General features: G+C 39.6%; 22 protein-coding genes and 1 riboswitch. Of the genes, 14 read left to right on the plus strand and 8 right to left on the minus strand.

Annotated features, from left to right (window positions below; all coding sequences use genetic code 11):
* Positions 1–2 precede the first annotated feature (2 nt).
* The 3 genes from B9T25_RS04725 to coaE are packed head-to-tail and all read left to right on the plus strand — an operon-like array spanning position 3 to position 2694.
* The gene (locus B9T25_RS04725) at positions 3–1229 is read left to right on the plus strand and encodes a type II secretion system F family protein (RefSeq protein ID WP_086187316.1); all 1227 of its coding nucleotides are present in this window, start codon (positions 3–5) and stop codon (positions 1227–1229) included.
* Positions 1229–2089 (plus strand): prepilin peptidase, encoded by an 861-nt coding sequence (locus tag B9T25_RS14765; RefSeq protein WP_086187317.1) that lies wholly within the window; start codon positions 1229–1231, stop codon positions 2087–2089. Before B9T25_RS04725 ends, B9T25_RS14765 begins: the two co-directional genes overlap by 1 nt.
* Positions 2090–2103: 14 nt before the next feature.
* Positions 2104–2694, plus strand: a complete 591-nt coding sequence (gene coaE / locus B9T25_RS04735; RefSeq protein WP_086187318.1) for a dephospho-CoA kinase — start codon at positions 2104–2106, stop codon at positions 2692–2694.
* 17 nt (positions 2695–2711) lie between these two features.
* Here coaE and B9T25_RS04740 read toward each other — a convergent pair whose 3' ends face one another.
* From B9T25_RS04740 to B9T25_RS04750, 3 genes are all read right to left on the minus strand, one after another.
* Positions 2712–3629 carry a DMT family transporter gene (locus tag B9T25_RS04740; protein WP_086187319.1) on the minus strand — a complete coding sequence of 306 codons (918 nt, stop codon included), beginning with the start codon at positions 3627–3629 and terminating at the stop codon, positions 2712–2714.
* Positions 3630–3663: 34 nt separating this feature from the next.
* Complete coding sequence (gene rlmB, locus B9T25_RS04745) at positions 3664–4413, minus strand: 23S rRNA (guanosine(2251)-2'-O)-methyltransferase RlmB (RefSeq protein WP_086187320.1); 750 nt, start codon at positions 4411–4413, stop codon at positions 3664–3666.
* A gap of 134 nt (positions 4414–4547) precedes the next feature.
* On the minus strand, positions 4548–4871 hold the full coding sequence (locus B9T25_RS04750; RefSeq protein ID WP_086187321.1) for a pyrimidine/purine nucleoside phosphorylase: 324 nt from the start codon (positions 4869–4871) through the stop codon (positions 4548–4550).
* A 616-nt stretch (positions 4872–5487) separates the two neighbouring features.
* On the opposite strand from B9T25_RS04750, the gene recN reads away from it, so the two are divergent.
* From recN to ruvX, 3 genes are all read left to right on the plus strand, one after another.
* Positions 5488–7149, plus strand: coding sequence for a DNA repair protein RecN (recN, locus tag B9T25_RS04755; RefSeq protein WP_086187322.1), 1662 nt, complete (start codon positions 5488–5490; stop codon positions 7147–7149).
* A gap of 114 nt (positions 7150–7263) precedes the next feature.
* On the plus strand, positions 7264–7818 hold the full coding sequence (locus B9T25_RS04760) for a YqgE/AlgH family protein (protein ID WP_086187323.1): 555 nt from the start codon (positions 7264–7266) through the stop codon (positions 7816–7818).
* Positions 7811–8254, plus strand: a complete 444-nt coding sequence (gene ruvX / locus B9T25_RS04765; protein ID WP_086187324.1) for a Holliday junction resolvase RuvX — start codon at positions 7811–7813, stop codon at positions 8252–8254. The genes B9T25_RS04760 and ruvX overlap by 8 nt, the downstream gene beginning before the upstream one ends.
* Positions 8255–8353: 99 nt before the next feature.
* Here ruvX and B9T25_RS04770 read toward each other — a convergent pair whose 3' ends face one another.
* Genes B9T25_RS04770 through B9T25_RS04780 form a run of 3 tightly spaced genes read right to left on the minus strand, consistent with a single transcriptional unit; the run spans position 8354 to position 11703 of the window.
* On the minus strand, positions 8354–9361 hold the full coding sequence (locus B9T25_RS04770; protein WP_086187325.1) for an HlyD family secretion protein: 1008 nt from the start codon (positions 9359–9361) through the stop codon (positions 8354–8356).
* A gap of 48 nt (positions 9362–9409) precedes the next feature.
* Positions 9410–9616, minus strand: coding sequence for a DUF1656 domain-containing protein (locus B9T25_RS04775; protein WP_086187326.1), 207 nt, complete (start codon positions 9614–9616; stop codon positions 9410–9412).
* Between the two features lie 2 nt (positions 9617–9618).
* Entirely contained in the window at positions 9619–11703 is a 2085-nt protein-coding gene (locus tag B9T25_RS04780; protein ID WP_086187327.1) for an FUSC family protein, read from the minus strand.
* A 469-nt stretch (positions 11704–12172) separates the two neighbouring features.
* Between B9T25_RS04780 and B9T25_RS04785 the strand changes: the two genes are divergently transcribed.
* Entirely contained in the window at positions 12173–12958 is a 786-nt protein-coding gene (locus B9T25_RS04785; protein WP_086187328.1) for an IclR family transcriptional regulator, read from the plus strand.
* 194 nt (positions 12959–13152) lie between these two features.
* Here B9T25_RS04785 and B9T25_RS04790 read toward each other — a convergent pair whose 3' ends face one another.
* Positions 13153–13770 carry an alpha-ketoglutarate-dependent dioxygenase AlkB family protein gene (locus tag B9T25_RS04790; RefSeq protein WP_086187329.1) on the minus strand — a complete coding sequence of 206 codons (618 nt, stop codon included), beginning with the start codon at positions 13768–13770 and terminating at the stop codon, positions 13153–13155.
* A 134-nt stretch (positions 13771–13904) separates the two neighbouring features.
* Here B9T25_RS04790 and B9T25_RS04795 point away from each other — a divergent pair, with 134 nt between their 5' ends.
* Entirely contained in the window at positions 13905–15707 is a 1803-nt protein-coding gene (locus B9T25_RS04795) for an ABC transporter ATP-binding protein (protein WP_086187330.1), read from the plus strand.
* Positions 15708–15786: 79 nt separating this feature from the next.
* Here B9T25_RS04795 and phoU read toward each other — a convergent pair whose 3' ends face one another.
* Complete coding sequence (gene phoU / locus B9T25_RS04800; protein ID WP_086187331.1) at positions 15787–16506, minus strand: phosphate signaling complex protein PhoU; 720 nt, start codon at positions 16504–16506, stop codon at positions 15787–15789.
* Between the two features lie 316 nt (positions 16507–16822).
* Between phoU and B9T25_RS04805 the strand changes: the two genes are divergently transcribed.
* The 6 genes from B9T25_RS04805 (at position 16823) to gluQRS (ending at position 23296) form a co-directional block, all read left to right on the plus strand.
* Entirely contained in the window at positions 16823–17890 is a 1068-nt protein-coding gene (locus tag B9T25_RS04805; protein WP_213032985.1) for a hypothetical protein, read from the plus strand.
* Between the two features lie 90 nt (positions 17891–17980).
* A riboswitch (TPP riboswitch) is annotated at positions 17981–18107 on the plus strand.
* A 113-nt stretch (positions 18108–18220) separates the two neighbouring features.
* On the plus strand, positions 18221–20116 hold the full coding sequence (gene thiC, locus B9T25_RS04810) for a phosphomethylpyrimidine synthase ThiC (protein ID WP_086187332.1): 1896 nt from the start codon (positions 18221–18223) through the stop codon (positions 20114–20116).
* A 75-nt stretch (positions 20117–20191) separates the two neighbouring features.
* Positions 20192–20812, plus strand: a complete 621-nt coding sequence (locus tag B9T25_RS04815; RefSeq protein ID WP_086187333.1) for an NUDIX domain-containing protein — start codon at positions 20192–20194, stop codon at positions 20810–20812.
* A gap of 10 nt (positions 20813–20822) precedes the next feature.
* Entirely contained in the window at positions 20823–21632 is an 810-nt protein-coding gene (cpdA, locus tag B9T25_RS04820; protein WP_086187334.1) for a 3',5'-cyclic-AMP phosphodiesterase, read from the plus strand.
* A 209-nt stretch (positions 21633–21841) separates the two neighbouring features.
* Positions 21842–22369 carry an RNA polymerase-binding protein DksA gene (dksA, locus tag B9T25_RS04825; RefSeq protein WP_067866069.1) on the plus strand — a complete coding sequence of 176 codons (528 nt, stop codon included), beginning with the start codon at positions 21842–21844 and terminating at the stop codon, positions 22367–22369.
* Between the two features lie 9 nt (positions 22370–22378).
* Positions 22379–23296: a tRNA glutamyl-Q(34) synthetase GluQRS gene (gene gluQRS, locus B9T25_RS04830; RefSeq protein ID WP_086187335.1), complete on the plus strand. Its 918-nt coding sequence runs from the start codon at positions 22379–22381 to the stop codon at positions 23294–23296.
* The last annotated feature ends 57 nt before the right edge of the window (positions 23297–23353 follow it).

The raw sequence follows: 23353 nt of genomic DNA on the forward strand, positions 1-23353 counted from the left end.
TCATGGCTGTTAAAAAAGCACAGATGATGCCAACCTTCAGTTATGAAGGAATTGATCGCAAAGGGGCAAAACTTAAGGGCGAATTACCTGCACGTAATATGGCACTGGCTAAAGTGACTTTACGTAAGCAAGGAATTACTATTAAGACTATTCGAGAAAAGCGAAAAAACATTCTCGAAGGGTTAATGAAAAAAAAGGTCACCACACTCGACATCACCATCTTTACTCGTCAGTTAGCAACAATGATGAAAGCTGGTGTACCTTTAGTCCAAAGTTTCGAAATTGTAGCAGAAGGTCTTGAAAATCCATCTATGCGTGAAGTGGTATTAGGCATTAAAGGTGAGGTTGAAGGGGGTAATACTTTTGCAGGCGCCTTACGCAAATACCCACAATATTTCGACAATCTTTTTTGTTCTTTGGTTGAATCCGGGGAGCAATCTGGTGCACTCGAAACCATGCTTGACCGTGTCGCTATTTACAAAGAAAAAAGTGAGCTTCTGAAGCAGAAAATCAAAAAGGCCATGAAGTATCCTGCGGCTGTTATTGTGGTTGCGCTTGTGGTGACAATTATTCTCATGGTCAAAGTCGTTCCAGTATTCCAAAATGTATTCAGCTCGTTTGGTGCAGATTTACCCGCCTTTACCAAAATGGTGGTGAATATGTCGGAGTGGATGCAGAAATACTGGTTTATACTGATAATTGTGATTGGTATCATTATTGCATGCTTTCTTGAAGCCAAAAAACGTAGTAAAAAATTCCGTGATTTCCTCGATAAAGCAGCACTGAAAGCCCCTATTTTTGGTGACTTAGTCTATAAAGCGATTATTGCTCGTTATAGCCGCACCTTAGCCACCACTTTTGCTGCCGGTGTGCCATTGATTGATGCTTTAGAGTCAACTGCAGGTGCAACCAACAATTGCGTTTATGAAGAAGCTGTACTGAAAATCCGTGATGATGTTGCGACAGGTCAGCAACTTCAATTTGCCATGCGCGTCACCAATAAATTTCCATCTATGGCAGTACAAATGGTTGCCATTGGTGAAGAATCGGGTGCACTCGACTCAATGCTCGATAAAGTTGCCACCCATTTTGAAAATGAAGTTGACAATGCTGTCGACGGTTTAACCTCAATGATGGAACCGCTAATTATGGCTGTACTTGGTGTACTGGTCGGTGGTCTGGTTATCGCAATGTATCTACCAATCTTCCAAATGGGTTCTGTAGTTTAATGCAAGAATTGATCGCTTATTTTACGAATAACTCAACTGCACTATATATTGCAGTTGGGCTTTTTAGTTTATGTATTGGTAGTTTTCTCAATGTCGTCATCTACCGCACCCCTAAAATGATGGAGCAAGAATGGCGACAAGATTGCCAAATGTTTCTTCATCCTGACCAAGCGATTATTGACGAATCTAAACTTACACTCAGTAAGCCTGCTTCGACCTGCCCCAAATGTCATACTGAAATTCGTTGGTATCAAAATATTCCCGTCATCAGTTGGTTAGTGTTACGTGGCAAATGTGGTTCTTGTCAAAACCCAATCAGCATACGTTACCCATTGATTGAGCTGCTGACTGCAATTGCGTCATTGGTCATTGTTGCTGTATTTGGGCCAACGCTACAAATGCTCTTCGGACTGCTTTTAACGTGGATACTGATCGCGCTGACTTTCATCGACTTTGATACCCAACTCCTGCCAGACCGTTATACCTTAACCTTAGCAGCACTGGGTTTAGGCATTAATAGCTATGCCATTTATATCTCAGCTACTTCTGCGATTTGGGGCTATATCATTGGCTTTTTATGCCTTTGGATTGTGTATTACCTGTTTAAAATCATTACGGGTAAAGAAGGCATGGGTTATGGAGACTTCAAGCTGCTTGCTGCTTTAGGCGCTTGGATGGGACCTTTAATGCTCCCTCTGATTGTGCTACTTTCATCTTTGGTTGGTGCCATTATTGGTATTATTCTGCTTAAAATACGTAAAGAAAATCAACCTTTTGCATTCGGCCCTTATATTGCAATTGCGGGCTGGATTGCGTTTATTTGGGGCGAGCAAATTATGAAAGCGTATTTAGGACAATAATTTCAGGTGAAGATATGACATTTATCTTGGGTTTAACAGGCGGAATTGGCAGTGGAAAATCTGCTGCAAGTACATGGTTTGAAACCCAAGGCATAACTGTTGTTGATGCGGATATCGTGGCGCGTGAAGTGGTTGAAAAAGGCCAACCCGCTTTACAACAAATTCATGCCGCTTTTGGTGATGGGGTTTTACTTGAAAATGGTGAACTAAATCGCCAAGTGTTACGCGAACACATCTTTAAAGACCCAAACGCACGTCAAACCTTAGAGTATATTACCCACCCTGCTATTCGCCAATCGATTATTCAACAATTGCAAGCTGCGACAAGCCGCTATGTCATTTTGGTTTCACCCCTGCTGTTTGAAACCAATCAACATGAATTAACCGATCACAGCTTATTGATTGATGCGACGGAGGAATTACAAATTCAACGTGCCAGCCAACGTGATGGTCAATCCATTGAGCAAATTCACAAGATTATTCAGGCACAAATGCCTCGTCAGCAAAAACAGCATTTGGCTAATGATATCGTGCTAAATGATGGTCATCTTGAACATTTATACAGTCATTTAAAAGTACTGCATGAACGCTATTTAAAACGCTAAAAATAAAAAACAGTCGATTAAGACTGTTTTTTTTGTTGATCCAATTGCTGCTGCAAACTGTCTTTATGCATGATCCAACGCCATGGTTGTAAAGCACCAATCGCCATGCCAATCAAACCGCATATAATGGCCCAGCTTAAAGATTCACCCAAAAGGGGTACAGCTAGAATTGCCGCCATAAAAGGTGCCAGCGTAACAATACTTCCCGTCTTAAATACACCAAGTCGTTTAATCGCTTCCACATAAGTTATGGTCGCCACAATTACTACAAATACACCATGGAAAAGAGTCTGTATCAGTAAGTGTATAGGTTCAGGTCCACTCAAGTTTTTTGGAAGAAAAATCAAATAGATTGGGATATAAACAACCGCAGACCAAATCGCAACACTAGCCATAGAATGCCACGCAGAAAGCTTCCATTGCCGTAACAAGACTGTGAAAATGCCCCACCAAACTGCACTTAAGAAAAACAACAGGTCGCCAAAACCAAAAACCACACCCGTTTCTTGATACATTAAAAAGCTCATTACACTGATGGCACTCAGCATAATGACCAAACTGAGCCATGTATGTTTATCGAAGGGTTCTTTAAACAGCAGAAATGCAGCAACGGCGGTACACAGTGGAATACAGCCATTTAAGAAAATGGCTGCATGTGCTGCGGGCACATAATGAAAAGCACTATAGCAGGTCAAATAATAACCTACACCGCCGATCATCGCCAAAAGAAAAGGCTGTTTTTTCCATAGAAAAGCGGTGTCTTTTTTATAGATCAAAATCGGCATTAAAATACAAAATGCTAATGCAAAACGTAATGCCACAATATCCCATGCACTAATGCCCCAATTGGCACTTAAGCGCGCAGTAAGAGTGAACCCTCCCCAAATACACATGGTCATTACAACAAATACATAACCTTGAGACCGAGGAGACATCACCAACAACTTTTAAATTTTAAATCAAAAAAGATTACGTGTTACGTTGACGGCACACTTCATATAAAGCCATACCCGTTGCAACACTAACATTCAAACTCTGTAAATTACCCGCCATTGGGATATAAACTGTTTGGTCACACTGTGACTGTGTAATTGGACGCAAACCTGTATCTTCAGCACCCATCACCACACAAATACCTGTTCCGGTAAAATCGAATTCATGTACCGGTAAGGCTTTTTCATCCAACATGGTACCCACCACGCGAACATTAAACTCTTCTTTAATGTTGCCTAAAGTGCGTGCCAAATTCGTCACTTGAATAAACTTCACTTTTTCTGCACCACCTGCAGCAATTTTACGTGCTGTTGGGGTTAAGCTTGCAGAACGATCACGCGCTACAATCACCGCCTCTACGCCCATAGCCGCTGCTGTACGAATGCAGGCACCTAAGTTATGTGGATCAGTGACCTGATCTAAAGCCAGCAAAAGCGCTTGAGGATTTTGTTTCAGCAAATCATCCAGATCTTGTTCATTCAGTGTTGGATGTGAACGAACTGCGGCAACCACCCCCTGATGAAAAGGCTGACCTGCCAATTTTTCCAATTTTTCACGACTGGCTTGTTGTACACTGATTCCAAAAGGGTCAGCTAAAGCCAAAACGTTTTTCAAACGGTGATCGTCACGACCTTTGAGTGTAAATAATGTCAGTACACGCTCTGGCTCAAGCTCAAGTAATGACTCCACTGAGTGAACGCCATAAAAATATTCGGTTTTTGCCATGAACGGCCTCTAAAATAGATGTATACAATGCAAAAAAGAAAAATCCTGCAAAGCTGGCTTTACAGGATTAATGCTTAAATCTAGTTTAACTGATTCAGGCTAAAATTTCTTTGCCTTAATAATGCGACTTGTGCTTAGCCTTCTAAATGGCAGACATAATCGAGCACTTCATCGGTCTCGATTTTAAAACGACTATTGCCTGGTACATAAAAAGACTGTCCCGCGCGGAATAATTCACTTTCGATTTTATCCGCGATTTGTACGCGGCATTCACCTGAAACTATTTCCATACGTTCAGGAACATGCGTTTCAAAAGTCAGTGCTTGTTCGGTTGGCAAAATGACCCCTAAAGTCTTTTTTGTACCATCTTCAAATTGTACAGTATGACTAATACATAACCCACCGAAATAAACATTCGATTTTTTAATAACAGACACGTGATCAAACTGATTTGACATGCGTATTCTCCAGATAATGCGCATTTATAATTTTTGACGGATGTAGTTTAAAGCTGAGCATTAAACTAATCAATCGATGTTTCATAAAGCTAAATTAATATTTTCCAAATATGTACGGATATTTTTGACATCCATATTTAGAGAATTTCCCACTTGTTCGCGAGAGTCTAAAACAAGCATATCAGAAGCACAAATAAGTTTTCGTGCTTCCTCGACTAAAGGTCAATTAACTTTCCCCAAGGGCCAATATTAAATCCAGATAAGAGGTATAAACCCAGAGGGAGATCGTAGTCAGAAGTCTTTATATGCCTACATTATTATTGCAATATCACGATTATTGTTCTGACAAGCCTCTAAAAATATGGATTGATCAACTGATCGATAAGTTTTTATTCCATTTGAGCATACAATAACCATCAAAATAGGGTCTAAAAATGCAATTTAATTTATGTATATGGCTTTTATAGCGTATCTTCAGTCAAAGGTAGTTTTATTTTTATAATGAATATCAGGTAAAATAATCATGTTTTACGTCATCTTAAAATAAAAGTTGTCTTGTGACCCAAACAAAATTTCACTATCTTAGATTAAAATTTTTCGCAGCTCGGATGCGTTTATGCTGACACACTTAACTCTGATCAATTTTGCTTTAGCCGACCACTTAGCCATTGATATTGAACAAGGTTTCAATGTTTTGACGGGTGAAACAGGTGCAGGTAAATCTTTATTATTAGATGCCCTTTCGGCATGTTTAGGCGAACGTACGGATACCAATTACGTTCGTTTTGGTCATGATAAAGCGGATGTCACCGCCATTTTTAGTTATCAAGCACACAGCGCAGAAGCCGAATGGTTAAAAAGCCATGAGCTGGATGATGAATCTGGTGAAATTCATTTAAGACGAGTGATTTTTGCGACAGGTCGCAGTAAAGCGTGGATTAATGGTCGCCCAAGCAGCCTGTCTGAACTCAAAGAAATTGGACGTTTACTGGTACAACTGTATAGTCAGCATAGTCAGCAACAATTACTCGAACCACCTTATCCGAAGCATTGGCTCGATCGTTACAGCAACTTTTACCAACCTGCACAAGATGTTCGTGATGCTTATAGCACATGGCAAAAAGATATTCGTCAGCATCAAGCTGCCTTAGATGCACAGGCGACACGAAAACAACGAATTGAAACTTTAGTATTGCAGCTTGAAGAGCTCGAAGAAATCACCCCAATTGACTATAAAGAGATTGAGCAAGAGTTCGACCGTTTAAGCCATCATGAACATATCATGCAAGATTGTAGCTCTAGTTTAGCTGCCTTGGATGATGCTGAGCAAAACATCACCCAAGAAGTATCTTCAATTATTCGCCGTTTAGAATCACACGCCGGGCGTAGCGAACAACTGTCCGAAATTTATAACTCACTGCTCAATGCACAAAGTGAAATTGAAGATGCAACGGTGAATTTGCGGCAATTTATTGATCGTCAAAGCTTCAATCCTGAGCGTGTCGAAGAGCTAAATGTACAGCTCGAAATTTTTCATCGTTTAGCGCGTAAATATCGAACCCAACCTGAACAGTTGAAACAAGATTATCAGACTTGGCAGACAGAGCTTGAACAACTACATCAGCTGGAAGATCCTGAAACTTTAGCCGCACAGGTTGCCTTATCTCAGCAAGACTTTTTAGCCAAAGCACAGCACTTAGATGAGATTCGCTGTGCAGCAGCAATACCTTTGGCGAAAAAACTGACCGAACAAGTCAAACAATTGGCTTTGCCCGAAGCCTATTTTGAATTCAAATTTGAACCGTTAGAACAAGCAACAGCCGAAGGGTTTAGCTTTATTCAACTGCTGTTCACCGCAAATAAAGGTATTCCTGCACAACCGTTGGCACGTGTCGCATCAGGTGGTGAACTATCTCGTATTGCGTTGGTCATGCAAGTGATGAATGCGGAAAAAACAGAATCTGAGGTTTTAGTCTTTGATGAAATAGATGTCGGGATCAGCGGTGGTACCGCAGAAATGGTCGGGCGTTTATTGGCAGATTTAGCTCAACATGTGCAAATTTTATGTATCACGCATCAAGCACAAGTTGCTGCCCAATCTGATCAGCATTTATTGGTTAAAAAACGCCAAACCGATCCTGCAAGCAGTACCATTATTAACCTCACTGAAGAACAGCGGATTGATGAGCTCGCACGTATGACAGGCGGTGTCGAAATTAATGACACCACGCTGCAACATGCCAAGCAATTAAGACAGCTTAAATTTCAACAAGTTTAAGTTTGTCGGTTAAATCATAAAAAATGATTGGCGAAACTCCATTAGTTTAGTAAGTTAAAGATAATAATATTATTACTTTAATCAGCTTTTTAATTTAAAGGGGGAATGGCTTAGATGACTAAACAATATCTGACACATCGCTGTCTCATTGCGCCTCCTGATTTAGCCGATGATTTTTTTGCCAACACCGTGATTTATTTAGCACGACATGATGAAGAAGGCGCTCAAGGCATTATTATTAACCGTCCGTCTGGTCTTTCAATTAAAGAACTCTTGAATGACCTTGAAATTGAAGCGGATCATGTCAATCCTCATGATGTATTACAAGGCGGTCCTTTACGCCCTGAAGCTGGATTTGTGCTACATACTGGTCAACCGACATGGCATTCTTCTATTGCTGTGGGTGACAATGTGTGTATTACCACCTCTAAAGATATTTTAGATGCCATTGCGCATAATGAAGGCGTTGGACGTTACCAAATTGCCTTAGGTTATGCCAGTTGGGGCAAAAACCAGCTGGAAGAAGAAATGGCACGTGGTGCTTGGCTGATTTGTGATTCCGATATGGATTTAATTTTTAATTTACCTTATGGTGACCGTTTGGATGCTGCCTATAAAAAAATGGGCGTAGACCGAACTTGGCTTTCATCAGAGATTGGACATGCCTGATTTATCACAACCTTACATGATTATGGCATTTGATTTTGGTACACAAAAAATGGGCATGGCAGTGGGTCAATCCATGATTGAAAGTGCCAATCCACTTGCGCTGTTTCCGATGAAAGATGGCATTCCGAACTGGGATGAATTACTGAAAATTGTTAAACAGTATCAACCGACTTTATTTTTAGTGGGTTTACCGTTAAATATGGATGATACGGAGTCCGAACTTTCTGCGCGCTCGCGCAAGTTTGCGCGTCGTTTGCGCCATCAAACCAATATTGAAACATTGATGGTGGATGAGCGTTTAACCACACGTGAAGCACGTGATGAGTTGGGTCATTATCAAGCGCAAGGTCGGGGTAAAAAGTTAGCAGCTGATAGTATTGCCGCTGCACTTTTTATTGAAAGTTGGTATCGAGCTCCTGAAGGAGTTACACCTTAATTTTCTAAAAAGTTCAAACAATTTTAAAAATATTGCGTCAAAAAAGCCATTCGAAATCGAATGACTTTTTTGAATTAAGATTAATAAAAGGTAAGCTGATTATTTGACTGGTTTTTCAATATGGATGGTTGCCGTGCGCCCCGCCACAAAAGCCAATTCATTCTTAGGCATTTCATCTAATACAATTTTTACTGGTACACGTTGCGCTAAACGTACCCAACTAAAAGTTGGATTTACATTGGCTAAAAGCCCTGATGACGATGTTCGTTCACGATCTTCAATTCCTGAGGCAATACCCTGTACATGCCCTTTTAATTTTTCAGAATCGCCCATCATCTGAATGGTGGCAGGTGCGCCGACATAAATTTTATCAAGTTTGGTTTCTTCAAAATAACCCACTATGTACAACTGTTTACGGTCTAATAATGCTGCTACCGCTTGCCCAACTTTGACATAATTACCAACACGAAGTTCAAAATTGGATAATGTTCCATCTGCTGGGGCAATCACTTCAGAACGATGTAAATTTAACTGTGCCATATGCAATTGACTGCTTGCAACTTCAATCAGGGCTTGTTGTTGCTTGATATTGGCTTGCGCCTGCTCTGTTGCAGCTTGCATTTGTTCATGTTCAGCATGCAATTGATCTCGTGCTGCAAACATTTGATCTTGTTCTTGTTTAGAAATTGCACCATCCATTAAATTGGCATAACGATTGGCATTTTTTTCAGCCAGCGTACTGCTCGCTTGGGATGCAACCACATTGGCTTTGGCCTGTACTAAGCTAGCCTCGGCTGCGGCTAAACTTGCTTTGGCTTTACTCAAATCAGATTTTGCTTGTTCCACATCTAATGCTTGACGTGCTACATCTATTTTAAACAACACCTGTCCTTTTTTAACGCTTTGGTTATCTTGTACCAAAACATCCGTCACTAGACCCGAAACATCGGAAGACACCTGAATCACATCACCACGCACACGCCCGTCGCGTGTCCACGGTTCAGAATTGTAATAATTCCAGATATGGATCATGGCAAAAATTGCAATTACAACCATGATCAGCAAAACAATTGGTCGAATTATTTTACGCAAATCAAAAGATTTCATATCAGCTTTACCTTATTCATTTCAATTTGAACCATATTGATCTTCATTTTAGATACCCGATAAAATAAATAACCAATGCACTAGAAAAATCAGCACCGCATAGAGACATAAATTAAATAGGCTTGGCCATGCAATCCAGCCTTGATCAACCAGTCGATCTGTTGCCATCATCACTATTTTCAGCAAGATATAAGCAAGCATGCTCTGAATTAACAGGATCGGGACGTAGACCCCATAAAGATTAAGTTCACCCATCCTTATATCCCTACCCATTTTTCGTGTTCAGTTATTTTTATATTCGTTTGATGACATAAACTGCTGCGGATATTGTTCAGTGAAATATTCAAACGCTGTGCAATATCCCGATTTTCCACGTCATCCGTTGCAGACTGAACCACAGCAAGACGGTGCAAAAAAATTTGTAACAAATTGGCAGATGCTTGCTGCATTTCTTTGGCTTGGAAATAGTCATCTAGTGACTGTTGTAAATCTTTAATATAAAAAATGATCGCGTCTTGTTGTGGCAGTTTGTTGATTAACTCTTGTAATCGAGTTAAATCAATCACAGTACTGGTTTCGACTAATGCCAAATTAATATCATTTTTGAGCTGTTCAGACTGTACCGCTTTACTATTTAATACCCCAATCCGATCCAACATACTACGCAGATGCTTTTTAAAATCGGCTCCATAAGACAGATATAGGGCATTTCTGACTGCTTTATAATGTAAGGCTAAAATACGCTGTACAGCCATATCTGGAGACATCGCTCGAACGATGTGAATGACATAAACAGAAATAATAGGACCAATCACTGTGCCAATAGAGGCATCAAAAAATGTAATTTGATCCAACATATAATGGTTCTGCAAATTCAGCCCCATTATTGAGCTCATCAATAGAGGTAAGCCCAGTCCTGCTAATGGTGGATGTGGAAACAACATCAGGCAGAATATGCTGAATGGTGCAAGCACCAAGACCAACTCCCAAAAGGTTGTCACATGTGGAAAAACACCATAAGCATAAATAAACACCACAACAGCAGAATAAATACTCGCTCGAATAAATAGTTTTAATGCCGGTACAGGGTTATCCATTGCCGTCAAAATACAGGCACAAATCGCAGCCATTTCGGCCATCATAAAACCTGCTTTCCAGCCGCTGAGTATCCAAAATGAGGTCGCAATCAGAATGGTGATAAACGCTGAAATTCCACCTCGTACTGCCGCCCCATGATCACGATGCAAACTCGGATAGGTTGTGGTTAAAGGTGTGATACTTTCTGGCAAGGTATCATTCCCTTGCTGAATACGTTGCCAAATCAATTTCACCGCACGCACATTTTGAATAAAGTGCCGAACATCCATCTTCAAACCATTTAAAATGATCTGCTGTTCAGGACGTGCGGATACGACTAAAGCAGCAAAATCGGATTCAAACTGATGGGGTAAAACATTCAACTCTTGTGCTTTAATGTCGTGATGATCGTGCAAAAATTCTGCAATATGCCCATGCACCACTTTTAAATTCTCACGGTATGTCATATCAATCTGATCTAGCTGTTTCATACGCTCCGACATGGCAACCAAATTTGCCACCAGCATGGTCAATTGATGCAACATTTCTTGCAGGGGCTTAGTCATGCCTTGAAGGCTCGATCGCTCATAGGACAAATGAACAGCCAGCACATGAATATCTGAAGCATCTCGGGTAATATTACCCAACCATTGGTTGTAATTATCCAGTTGTTTTTGATCCAGCAAAATTTGATCAAATAATACTTTGATATCCTGAATTATTTTTGAAACACGGGTTTCCACCGCAGGTCCAATATGCATTGGAAAAATGGTGGTGGTGACAATTGCACTGCACACTACCCCCACGGTAATTTCCAAAAAGCGTCCAAGTGCCATATCAAAAATAGACACTGTGTCGGCATAATAAACCATGTTGTAGCAAATAATGACCGTGGTATAACCCGCTAGCATCGAGACATAACTGCGAGATGTTCTGTCTAGCATTGAGATATATAGACAAAAACCGACCCAACATGCCAAGAATAAGGTAAATAGTATGGGGGTATTGATTAAAAATGGCGTCACGGCAATCGACACGATTGCACCTAATAATGTGCCCAATAGCCGATAAATACTTTTAGATGAAGTCATGCCAGAATATGGATTGGCGATCACAAATACTGTACCAATCGCCCAAATTGGATAAGCCAAATTTAAAGAAAATGCGATATAAAGCGCCAACATGCCTGCCACAAAAGTTTTAGTCGCAAAGATCCAATCCAATTTACTTGGTCGAAAAGCGAGTAATGGTTTGGTTAGCAGCATTGGCTTATCTCAAATTAAGGTTTAACACTTCACCACACTCATTTTTAGATGACGGCTAAAAGACACGATATACCCTTCGGATAAATCGTGTAAAAAATATACCAGCTAGGCAGGTCATCAGAAATAATCGTCATTCAAAATGAATAGAGAAATTTTCGCAGAGCGTTATTTAGACAAAACAAACAAGAAAAATATCAGTCAAATTAAGCTAAAAATTCAGTATTAGATATTTACTCTGATTATTTTTTCAAAAAACCCCAAAAAAGTCAATCAAAATATCTTATAACGATAATTTAATTACAATAATGTCGAAGTATTCAACTTATCAGCATTAAATTTCTCATATTAAATAAAAAACATATTACAAATACGGCATCGTCACAACAAAAGCGCTCTTTTACTTAATTTTTTGTTATAAAGTAATCTTCATTGTTATTTCCTTTTTTATGCTTTGACCAAGCAGGTACTTATGGCACTTTCTAGTTTTGGTAAGATTCTCACTGTTTTGGATCTATTTTCCGTGCCTCGCCCTATCATTAATGTCGATATCATTAGTGAGGAATTAGGACTATCTAAGCCCACCAGCTACCGATATTTAAAAGAACTGGTTTCAGCAGAATTACTGCAACGATTAAGTGGTACTTCAGGGGACTATACACTGGGCTCTAAAATTGCAGTGTTAGATTACATCTCCCGAACAACTGATCCTTTGGTACAAATTAGTATCCCTTTTATGCAGCAAATTGTGGAACGTACTGAATTTTGCTGCCTACTCACGCATTTAAACCATGATTCATGTATCGATATTCATCATGAATTATTCAACAATATTACCTTGCTCTCGTATGGTCGGGGTTGCCCACGTCCTGTATTTGTCGGTTCATCGCCGAAAGTGATTATTTCACACTTACCTAAACAAGGGATTTTGGACTATTACCAACGCTTCTCGGTTGAACTTGCCGAAGTTGGTTTTGCGGAGAATGAAGCTGAATTTTTACTCAAAATGAAGCAAATTAAAAAACAGGGCTTTTATTTTTCTAATGGTGAATTAGATCCCAATATTGCAGGCTTATCTATCCCCATTAAGTTCTCAAGCAAAGAGCCCCCATTAGCATTGACCTTATTGGCATCAAAAAATCGCTTTGAATTTGTAAACTTACAAAAATTAATTGAAATTTTGAAAGAAAATGCCGCATTGATTGAGAAAAAATTTACTGAATTGTCTGAAAATGAAGGTTTTCTAACAAACCGATAGATTTTTAGAATCTCAAATTATGCAAAAACAAACCTAATGCATATTGTATTACCAACCACTTTCTCATAATATGATTATCACCATGTCGCCGATTGTATTCCATGACAATTTAAACGACATCCTCAGAGGAAAAGCTTATGCTTATGCATAAGCTTTTTTTTGCCGTTATTTTTAGTCTCTCATCTGGCTGACTTTTAAAAAAAATGGCGAAAGGTCAGATTAATCCGAGGCTCTATAATCTTCTTCGATTTCATTAAGGCATGCTTCCAATGCTGCTGAGTCTTTCCTCGCATCACAATGAGTTGCCCACTATATAAAAGTAAATCGACTTTTTCCGCTTTACTTTTATGCTTAAAACTAAATTTTCGTGTCGCACCAAAACTTAAAGAAGCAATCAGCATTTCTTGACTTACCTGAGATACCAACGCAGGTTCATCATCACTATGCCAACCTACTGCTTGCGTACCATCAGTATATAAATTGGCTAAGCAAGAGTTAAAACGATACCCAACTAACTTTTCAATATGTTGTTTTAAACGAAATAATGCCGGATTCCACACATGTGCCTGCTTAAACGTTCCTGAATAATGATATTGATAATTTTCATCACCATACCATGCAACTTGACGTTCGGTTTTGTAGTATTGACCATGTAGAATGACTTCATCCTGTTGCCAAGCCAGATGCTTTAAAAAATAATTCAAATATTGTGTGCTTTGCTCAGCTGTTAAAATTAAGCCAAAGTCTTCCACTACGCCATCACAAGGCAATACATTGGCTTGAGCTTCAGGTGCAAATAATTCAAAATTCATGGTCAATTATAAGTTTAGGCTTCATTTTTATTCTAGCGCAATGTTCTGATCACAATTCAAAACATTGTATGCGCTTGTGACATGAACTAATCAGGCTTAGACTCAAATTAAGCTTAACAATAAAAAATTTACATATGAACTTATGGCTCTTATTTCAAAAACTTCGACCTTTTGTAGGCCCCTATCGTTTATTGGTGATCGCAACGCTAATTTTAACTTTAATTGGCTCTTTTACTGCACAAGTAAATGCGCTCACCTTACAATACGCCGTTGACAGTATTAATCAACTGATTGAAGCAGGCTTAGGCTTATCTGAAGGCTGGCATATTCTGATCACGATTTCTACCATTTTATTGGGTAAAGAAGTGATTAATGCCTTTGTACAATTTGGACAAAAATTTTATGGCGAAAAGCTGCGCATTTTTGTTTCGCAAGATTTAGCTCAAGGCATCATTGAAAAATTCTTGACCTATCGCTTGGCATTTTTCAATGAAGACAACAACCAAGCTGGTAAGTTACAAACCCGTATTGACCGCGGAATTGGTTCGCTCACACGTTTAGTGCAAATCTTTTTTATTGATATTTTACCGTTATTTACCAGTGCAATTGTCGCGCTAGCTTTAATGTTTTATGCCAACTTTTATGTCGGATTGGTAGCTTTAAGTATTGTACCCATCTATTTCTGGCTCACGTTCAAACAAGCACAAAAATTAGGTGGGTGGCGAAGAAATTTACGCGATGGACGGGAAAAAAAGAGCCAAGGTATCCTCAGTATTATTAATTCAATTACCGTGATTAAATCTTTTAACCGTGAATCAATTGAGTCTGACAAACAGCTTAAACTACAAAAAGAACTCACCAACAATCAAATGCAAACCCGTCAAATCAGTTTCCTGTTTGATGGTTTAAAAACCTTTATCGAACAAATTGGTATTGTGCTGATCATCATTCTGACTGCTTATTTTGTGTTAGATGGTCAAATGAGTATCGGCATGATTATGTACCATGTCTTATTATTCAATAACGTCTCTGCACCCATTCGCTCTTTGCATCGTATTTATGACGAAGTCAATGATGCCATGATTTACTCGGAAAGCTTCTTTGGCATTTTAGAAGCCGATCATGAAATTGAACCCAGTGGTGTACAGAAACCATCCATCGTGGGCAAGTTTGAACTGAAAAATGTCGATTTTTATTATCCCAATGGGCATCATGCTTTAAAAAAAATCAACATGGTGATTCAACCAAATAAAATTACCGCTTTGGTTGGCTTATCTGGTGCAGGAAAATCGACTCTGATTAGTTTACTGGATAAATTCTACCAACCTGCCTCGGGGGAAATTCAACTCGATGGTATAGATTTAGAGGATATCGACACCCAATATCTGCGCGACCATATTGGTTTAGTGCTACAAAAAAACCATATTTTCCAAGGGACCATTTTTGACAATATTCGTTATGGTAAAACAGAAGCCAGTTTAGAAGAGGTCATGAATGCGGCAAAAAAAGCCTCTATTCACGAGCAAATCTTACAACTCCCACATGCCTATGAAGCCGATGCGCTGATGCTTTCCGGCGGTCAACAGCAACGTATTGCGCTAGCACGCATGTTCTTGAAAAATCCGCCGATTATTTTCTTAGATGAACCCACAGCCAGTTTAGATGCCATTGCTTCGGAACAGATTAAACAAAGTCTAGATCAGATCAAACAAGGGCGAACGGTGATTATTATTTCGCATAGTTTATCGCAGATTATTGATGCTGATTATACCTATGTGATGAAAGAAGGTTTTATTGCTGAACACGGCGAACATGATGCGCTTTACCATCAAGATGGGGTGTATAAAGAAATTTTTGATGCTATGGCCAAAAGCTTAAATATTGAAAAAATTGCCAAAACTTTTGAAGATGATACAGAAGAAGAAACCCATAGTTAAATTCTTCATTTATATTTTTTTGACCATCTAGCCCATAAAAAAGCCTCAAACAATGTTGAGGCTTTTTTTAATTGAAAAATTAACGTACTTGCACTTTTTCTTCAATTTCTTCGACACTAATATGGCGCACATCTAAACCTTTCACCATATAAATCACTTGTTCAGAAATGTTTCGTGCATGGTCACCGATCCGCTCCAAAGAACGCAGCACCCATAACACATTAATCACTCGTGAAATATGACGTGGGTCTTCAATCATATAAGTCATTAAGGTGCGAGTTGCCGATTGATATTCACGGTCAATATCTGCATCTGCAAGCAGTACACGTAAAGCTTGATCGACATCTAAACGGGCAAAAGCATCTAAAGCATCATGAATCATGACGCGGACTTGGTTACCAATATGGCGAGTTTCCATATAGCCACGCGGTGAACTGCCCTCTTCGCATAAATTTTGCGCAATACGGGCAATTTTTGACGCTTCATCACCAATCCGTTCTAAGTCGGTATTGGCTTTTGACATGGCAATCACCATGCGTAAATCAATCGCTGCCGGATGACGACGTGCCAAAATCAGGGTTAAAGCTTCATCAATTTCCATCTCTAGGCGATTGACGATATTGTCTTGAAATTGCACATCGATCGCCAAGTTTGCATCCGTATCCAATAAAGCACGAATCCCATTGGCAACTTGCTGTTCAACTAAGCCACCCATAGTCATAAACTTGGTATTTACATCCTGCAAATCTTCATTAAATTGCGAAGAAATATGGTGATTCAACACCGGATTATTTGGCAAGGGGCATACTCCACAACAACAATTTTAAGATTAGAAATTTTGGTTAAGATTAAATCACATCTAATATGAAACTTTGATGACAACAGCCCTAATATTTAGCTGGCTTAATTGGAACGACTTCTCGACCAACCATTTCTTCATTTGTTTTTATTACTTTTTACAATCTATCCCCGCGATAGCAACTTATCTATAAAATATCGATTGCTCATCACAACGCGTAACTAAACTCCTTCACAATACTACACAGAAAAAATGCTTTTTAGCGATAAAATAATCCCAGTTTTCCAAAAACATTTTGCATGTACCCAGATATAGAATGACTGTGCCTTTCAATAAACGTTACCCTATAAAGCCTTGCTTTGCTTTGGTCATTTTTATACTTTTGCTTGGGTGTCAAAAACCTGAGCCACAGCCTATTCCGGAACAAGCCCAAAAACAATCACAACAAGATGAACCTGTTGATTTATCTTTATTATGTAAAAATATTGAACACGATATACTCAACATTAATTCGGAACGAACCACTTTTGCTTTAGAACAAATTAATCAAAATTTAAAATTATGCTTACCGCTGTCAACTTTCGATGAACAAAAGCATTTTTTAAGCCTGTCGAATCAAATGTATAAAAACTTTTTAAGCGTCGATAGAACACCACTGCAACAATCCGCTTTCGAAGCATATGCTTTTGATTTATCTCAGCATCCTACCGTACAACAAAACCATTTTGAACAACTCTCTTTACGTGATCAATATTTACTCAAACATAAAGGACAAGCATATATTGAGCTGTTTGATGCGGGTAAGGGAATGTTGAATTATCGTCGTAGTCCTGAATATTTAGCCAAAATTTTTGCACCCTACATGCCACAAGCAGAACAGGTCTTTATTGAAAACTTGGCGACACAAAATATGATGCCAGTCTTTGCCGAAAAGACCTTAATGATTGAGCCCCATGAGATTGTAACTCGAGCCTTATTTTGGGAAGAGTATTTAAATCAATACCCTAAAAGCAGCTATCGTAAAGATGCAGAATACCTTTTACACATGTATAGCGTGTTTTTATTTAAAGGAATGAGTAACTCTCCTGTCTCTGACAACTACCCAGATCAAGATGCGGTTCAAAGCAATTCCTTAGATGAAATTGAAAAATTAGCACAGATCAAAAGTTCTGCATTGGCGACTCAAGCAGGCAAATTTATGTACTTTTTACAACTCTCAGAAGAACAACGTTTAAAGCAAATTCCTGTTCAGCTGAGTGCGCAAGAACAACATTCTCAGTCTAAAAATTTACTTAGCCAAAAACAATTAGCGCAATATTTAGGCTTAAAAAACACCAATCTATCAAAAATACGTGATTGTTTTAGTGATGCAGTTTGTCTCTAAAACAATCTTTCACCTGAATATTTCTAATACGCGATAAAAGCGATATTTAATGTGAATGTTTTTTAGTGCATAGGCATGTTAATATTTGTCCATCGCTTGACGGAGTGCGAGTAATTTCTCGCTGAGATCAGCAAAATTGATTCATTCAATTTAAATGCTGGGTACCGTTGAACCTGATCAGGTTAAAACCTGCGTAGGAATCAAGCCATCTAAAAACTTAAGCCCTCAATTTATCTATTTTTCAATTCAGCTTGAATTAGAACATAAGATAAGTCTGCCACGTTTTTGGTCGTGCTTGATTCGTTGATGTCATTCATAAGGATCATTGCAATGAACCAATTAACGAATCTATCTGCCACAGATATTTCTGCTCAACATGAGCAAGACTCTAAAGATCTCACCCGTATTTTACCCGCTTCAAAAAAAGTCTATATCCAAGGTTCTCGTGCCAATATTCAAGTGCCGATGCGTGCCATTGAACTGACAGATACCCCAACAGGCTTAGGCGGTGAACACAATCCTGACATTTTGGTCTATGACACTTCGGGCGTATATACCGACACTAAAGTTGCCATTGATCTGAACAAAGGTTTACCCAATGTTCGTGAAACTTGGATTGCAGAACGTGATGATACTGAACGTCTAGATAAACTCTCATCAGAATTTGGTCAGCAGCGTGCCAATGACATTCGCACCGCCGAAATTCGTTTTGCCCATATTTCTAAGCCACGCAAAGCCAAAATAGGCAAAAACGTCACCCAAATGCACTATGCGCGTCAGGGCATCATTACCCCTGAAATGGAATACATTGCGATTCGTGAAAACCAACGTCAGCTTGATGGTGTCGATGCACGTCAACATGTAGGTCAAAACTTTGGTGCGAAAAACCTCACCGAAATTACGCCTGAATTTGTCCGTCAGGAAATTGCTGAAGGTCGTGCCATCATTCCTGCCAATATCAATCATCCTGAAATTGAACCGATGATTATCGGGCGTAATTTCTTGGTGAAAATCAATGCCAATATTGGTAACTCCGCATTGGGTTCCAGCATTGATGAAGAAGTGGCGAAAATGACATGGGCTACCCGATGGGGCGCAGACACCATCATGGATTTATCGACCGGTAAGAACATCCATGAAACCCGTGAATGGATTATCCGTAACTCTCCTGTTCCGATTGGTACAGTTCCGATCTATCAAGCTTTAGAAAAAGTCGATGGTGTCGCTGAAGATCTGACATGGGAAATTTTTAAAGACACGCTGATTGAACAAGCTGAACAAGGCGTGGATTACTTCACCATACATGCAGGTGTGCTTTTAAGATATGTACCACTGACCGCAGACCGTTTAACCGGTATTGTGTCACGTGGTGGATCGATCATGGCACAGTGGTGCCTCGCGCATCATGAAGAAAACTTCCTCTATACCCATTTTGATGAAATCTGCGAAATCATGAAAGCCTATGACGTATCTTTCAGTCTAGGGGATGGTTTACGTCCGGGTTGTATCCAAGATGCCAATGACGAAGCACAATTCGCTGAATTGCGTACTTTGGGCGAACTTACCCATCGTGCTTGGGAACATGATGTGCAAGTGATGATTGAAGGTCCGGGTCATGTGCCCATGCATATGATTAAAGAAAATATGGATCTACAGCTTGAAGTTTGCCAAGAAGCCCCGTTCTATACCCTTGGCCCGTTAACCACCGATATTGCACCGGGTTATGACCATATTACTTCAGCCATTGGTGCTGCGATGATTGGTTGGTATGGTACAGCAATGCTGTGCTACGTGACTCCAAAAGAGCATTTGGGCTTACCGAATAAGAAAGATGTCAAAGATGGCATTATCACTTATAAAATTGCCGCTCACGCAGCAGATTTAGCCAAAGGTCATCCGGGTTCACAGGTTCGAGATAATGCGCTATCTAAAGCACGCTTTGAGTTCCGTTGGGAAGACCAATTTAACTTAAGTCTGGATCCTGATACGGCACGCAGTATGCATGATGAAACAATGCCGAAAGAAGCACATAAATCAGCACATTTTTGTTCAATGTGTGGGCCTAAATTTTGTTCGATGAAAATCACGCAAAACGTGCGAGATTATGCTAAAAATCAAAGTAATACAAAAACCTCACCCGAAACAAGTGCCGAGATTGAAGCTGGATTCAATGCCATGAAAACCACCTACCAAGAACATGGTCAAAAATTATACCACAAACTATAATTTGACAAAAAATCTTTTATTTTCATAAAATTCTCAGTTAGGATGAATGTACGCTTTTCATCCTGACTGAGCTATATGAATATTATTCAACAAGCAACATACAACAGCGACCAAGTCAAAATTCAGTCCCGCGAATCTCTTTTTCGTGGCTTCATTCAGGTTGAAAAAGTGAATCTCAAACATCGTTTATTCAATCAAACTGAATTTACCTCAGTGATTCAACGTGAACTGGTTCATCGACCTGAAGCTGCGGGCGTACTCATTTATAATGATCGCCAACAGAAATTTGCCTTAATTGAACAATTCCGTGTCGGTGCAATGGATGATGTAGATTCACCGTGGCAACTCGAAATTATTGCCGGTGTGTTAGATGGTGATGAATCACCTGAAAGCTGTATCCGCCGCGAAAGTTTAGAAGAATCGGGTTGTGAAATTGATGAATTACAGCATTTATTTAGCTTTTATCCGTCTGCTGGCGCTTGCTCTGAATTGTTCCATTTATATAGTGCACAAGCCGAACTTCCTGAACAAGGTGGAGTATTTGGCATGCCAGATGAAGGTGAAAATATTCAATTACATCTGATTGACTATGATGAAATTAAAAATTTACTGACCAATGGTCGATTAAAAAATGCACCAGTCATTATGGCATTGCAATGGTTGCAACAACATATTAAAACCACAAGGAATGTCTAAGGAGTCAGACATGACTTTATCACCGAACCATGACGACCAGCCCGACTGGACCATCATTCAAATTTCAGACACACATCTGATGAATCAGGATGATTTAGAATTTGTGCATATGAATCCTGAACAGAGCTTTCACGCCGTCATGCAGCAAATTCAGCAGCAATATCCTCATATTGATGCAATCGTGCATACCGGTGATTTAGCACAAGTGCCTGTGCCAGAAACCTATGCCCGCTATTTGGCTTTTATGCAGCGCTTAGGCATACCGTTTTACCAAATTCCGGGAAATCATGACAATATTGATTATTTCCCGTTTTACCACCATCAAAACCAAGTTCATGCCATTCATTTTGGCAAATGGAGCGTTGTGCTGCTCAATAGTGCCGTGCACGGCAAAGTAGATGGTTGGATTGAGCAAGAGCAACTCCAACAACTGGATCAAGTTTTATCCAAATTCCAACAGCAATGGGTGATCATTGCATGTCATCATCATCCTTTCGATATGAAATCCAAATGGATCGATCAACATAAGCTAAAGAACACTGAAAATTTAACCGATCTTTTAGCCAAATACAGTAATGTGAAAGCCGTGATATGTGGTCACGTCCACCAAGACTCCTTAAATGAATGGCGTAATATTCAATTCTTTTCCACCCCTTCAACCTGTGTTCAGTTCAAACCTTTAAGTGATGATTTTGCGCTAGATGAAGAAGCACCAGGTTTTCGTGTTCTACATTTGCAAGCAAATGGCGAACTCAAAACTGAAGTTTGTCGTGTAAAAAACGTACAACAAAAAATTAATAGTGAAATTTCAGGTTATTAACTTTTCATTTTGCTTTTTTTCTATTACTTTATGGCTTCAAAAGAAAATGTGATAGATAGAATCCAAGCATCAAAGACTATCAAAAAGTCGAAAAAGTCTATATGATGACGCCCCTCGAAGGAGAATATCCTAAGGGTTGGATAAAAACACTTGCATATCACCATATTTTTTGCGTATAGATAATGCGTATATGATGAGGAATGCCCTATATGGCGAATGACAACCAAAATCAAGTCTTGGATGAACAAACTGATGTTGTAGATGAAAAATCTACAAAACGCGTGCGAAAAACCAAGCCAAAAGCGTCAGAAAGTGGTTCTACTGCTAGCTTATTTGGTATTGCACCTTATCAGCCGAAGAAAAATGAAGAATATATGTCCGAAGGACAGCTCGAACATTTCCGCCAAATTCTGTTGGCATGGAAAGAAGAGCTGATGTCTGAAGTAGATCGTACTTTAAACACAATGCAAGATGAAAATACTGCATTGCCTGATGTCAATGACCGTGCAACACAAGAAGAAGAGTTTGCCATTGAACTGCGTACACGTGATCGTGAACGCAAATTAATCCGTAAAATTGAGCAATCAGTCGAAGCGATTAAAAACGATGACTATGGTTTCTGTGAAACTTGTGGTATTGAAATTGGTCTGCGCCGCTTAGAAGCACGTCCAACTGCAACACTTTGTATTGACTGCAAAACTTTAGCAGAAATCAAAGAGAAGCAAAACAACGGTTGATTACAGTTAATGCTGAATAACCCTCCCCTAACCCCACCTTTAACCAAGGAGAGGGATAACAGGAAGGCTTATGTGGGTCGGTTTGCGCCATCGCCAACCGGCCCTCTGCATTTTGGCTCACTCATCACGGCAGTGGCGAGTTATTGTGACGCCAAAGCACATCAAGGTTCATGGTTGGTTCGTATTGAAGATACTGACATTCCGCGTATTTATCCTGACAGTGAAGCGCATATCCTACGTGCTATAGCTGCCTTTCAGTTTGAACCTGATGACGCGATCATTTTCCAGAAAGATCGCTTAGATCTCTACGAATCAGTGTTGCATCAACTGCAACAAAATCATCTGGTTTATGCCTGCCAATGCACCCGAAAAATATTGGGCTCCAATCATATTTATGCAGGCACTTGCCGTGAATTAAATTTACCATTTGAACAACACGCCATTCGCCTTAAAGTCTCCGATCAAGACATTTGTTTCGACGATCGTCTGCAAGGAATGCACTGCTCCAACCTGCAACAGGACTTAGGTGATTTCGTTCTCAAGCGTCGTGATGGCATTATTAATTATCAATTGGCCGTGGTCATCGATGATTATCTACAAGGTATGACTCACGTGGTTCGTGGTGCAGACTTGTTGGATAACACTGAGCGTCAGATCTGGCTCGGCGCTGTACTTGGCTATCCTAGACTTGAGTATATGCACCTACCTTTAGCGATGAATGATCAAGGTCAAAAGCTGTCTAAACAAAATTTGGCGCAAGCGCTTAATCTGAATCGTGCATCTGAGCTGTTACAGCAAGCGATTCGTGCTTTACATCAGCCTGAAGTTGGTTTGGACACACCGAAAAACATGTTAATACAAGCGATTGCTCAGTGGAATATCCAACTTATTCCGCATACAACCCAACTTGAAGGGACTTTTTTATAAAGTCACAACAACATCAAGCTAAAAAATCCCTCTTAAAAAGAATCGTTTGATGATTGG

Origin of the sequence: Acinetobacter sp. ANC 4470, from assembly GCF_002135335.1 — a bacterium.
Taxonomy (GTDB): Bacteria; Pseudomonadota; Gammaproteobacteria; order Pseudomonadales; family Moraxellaceae; genus Acinetobacter.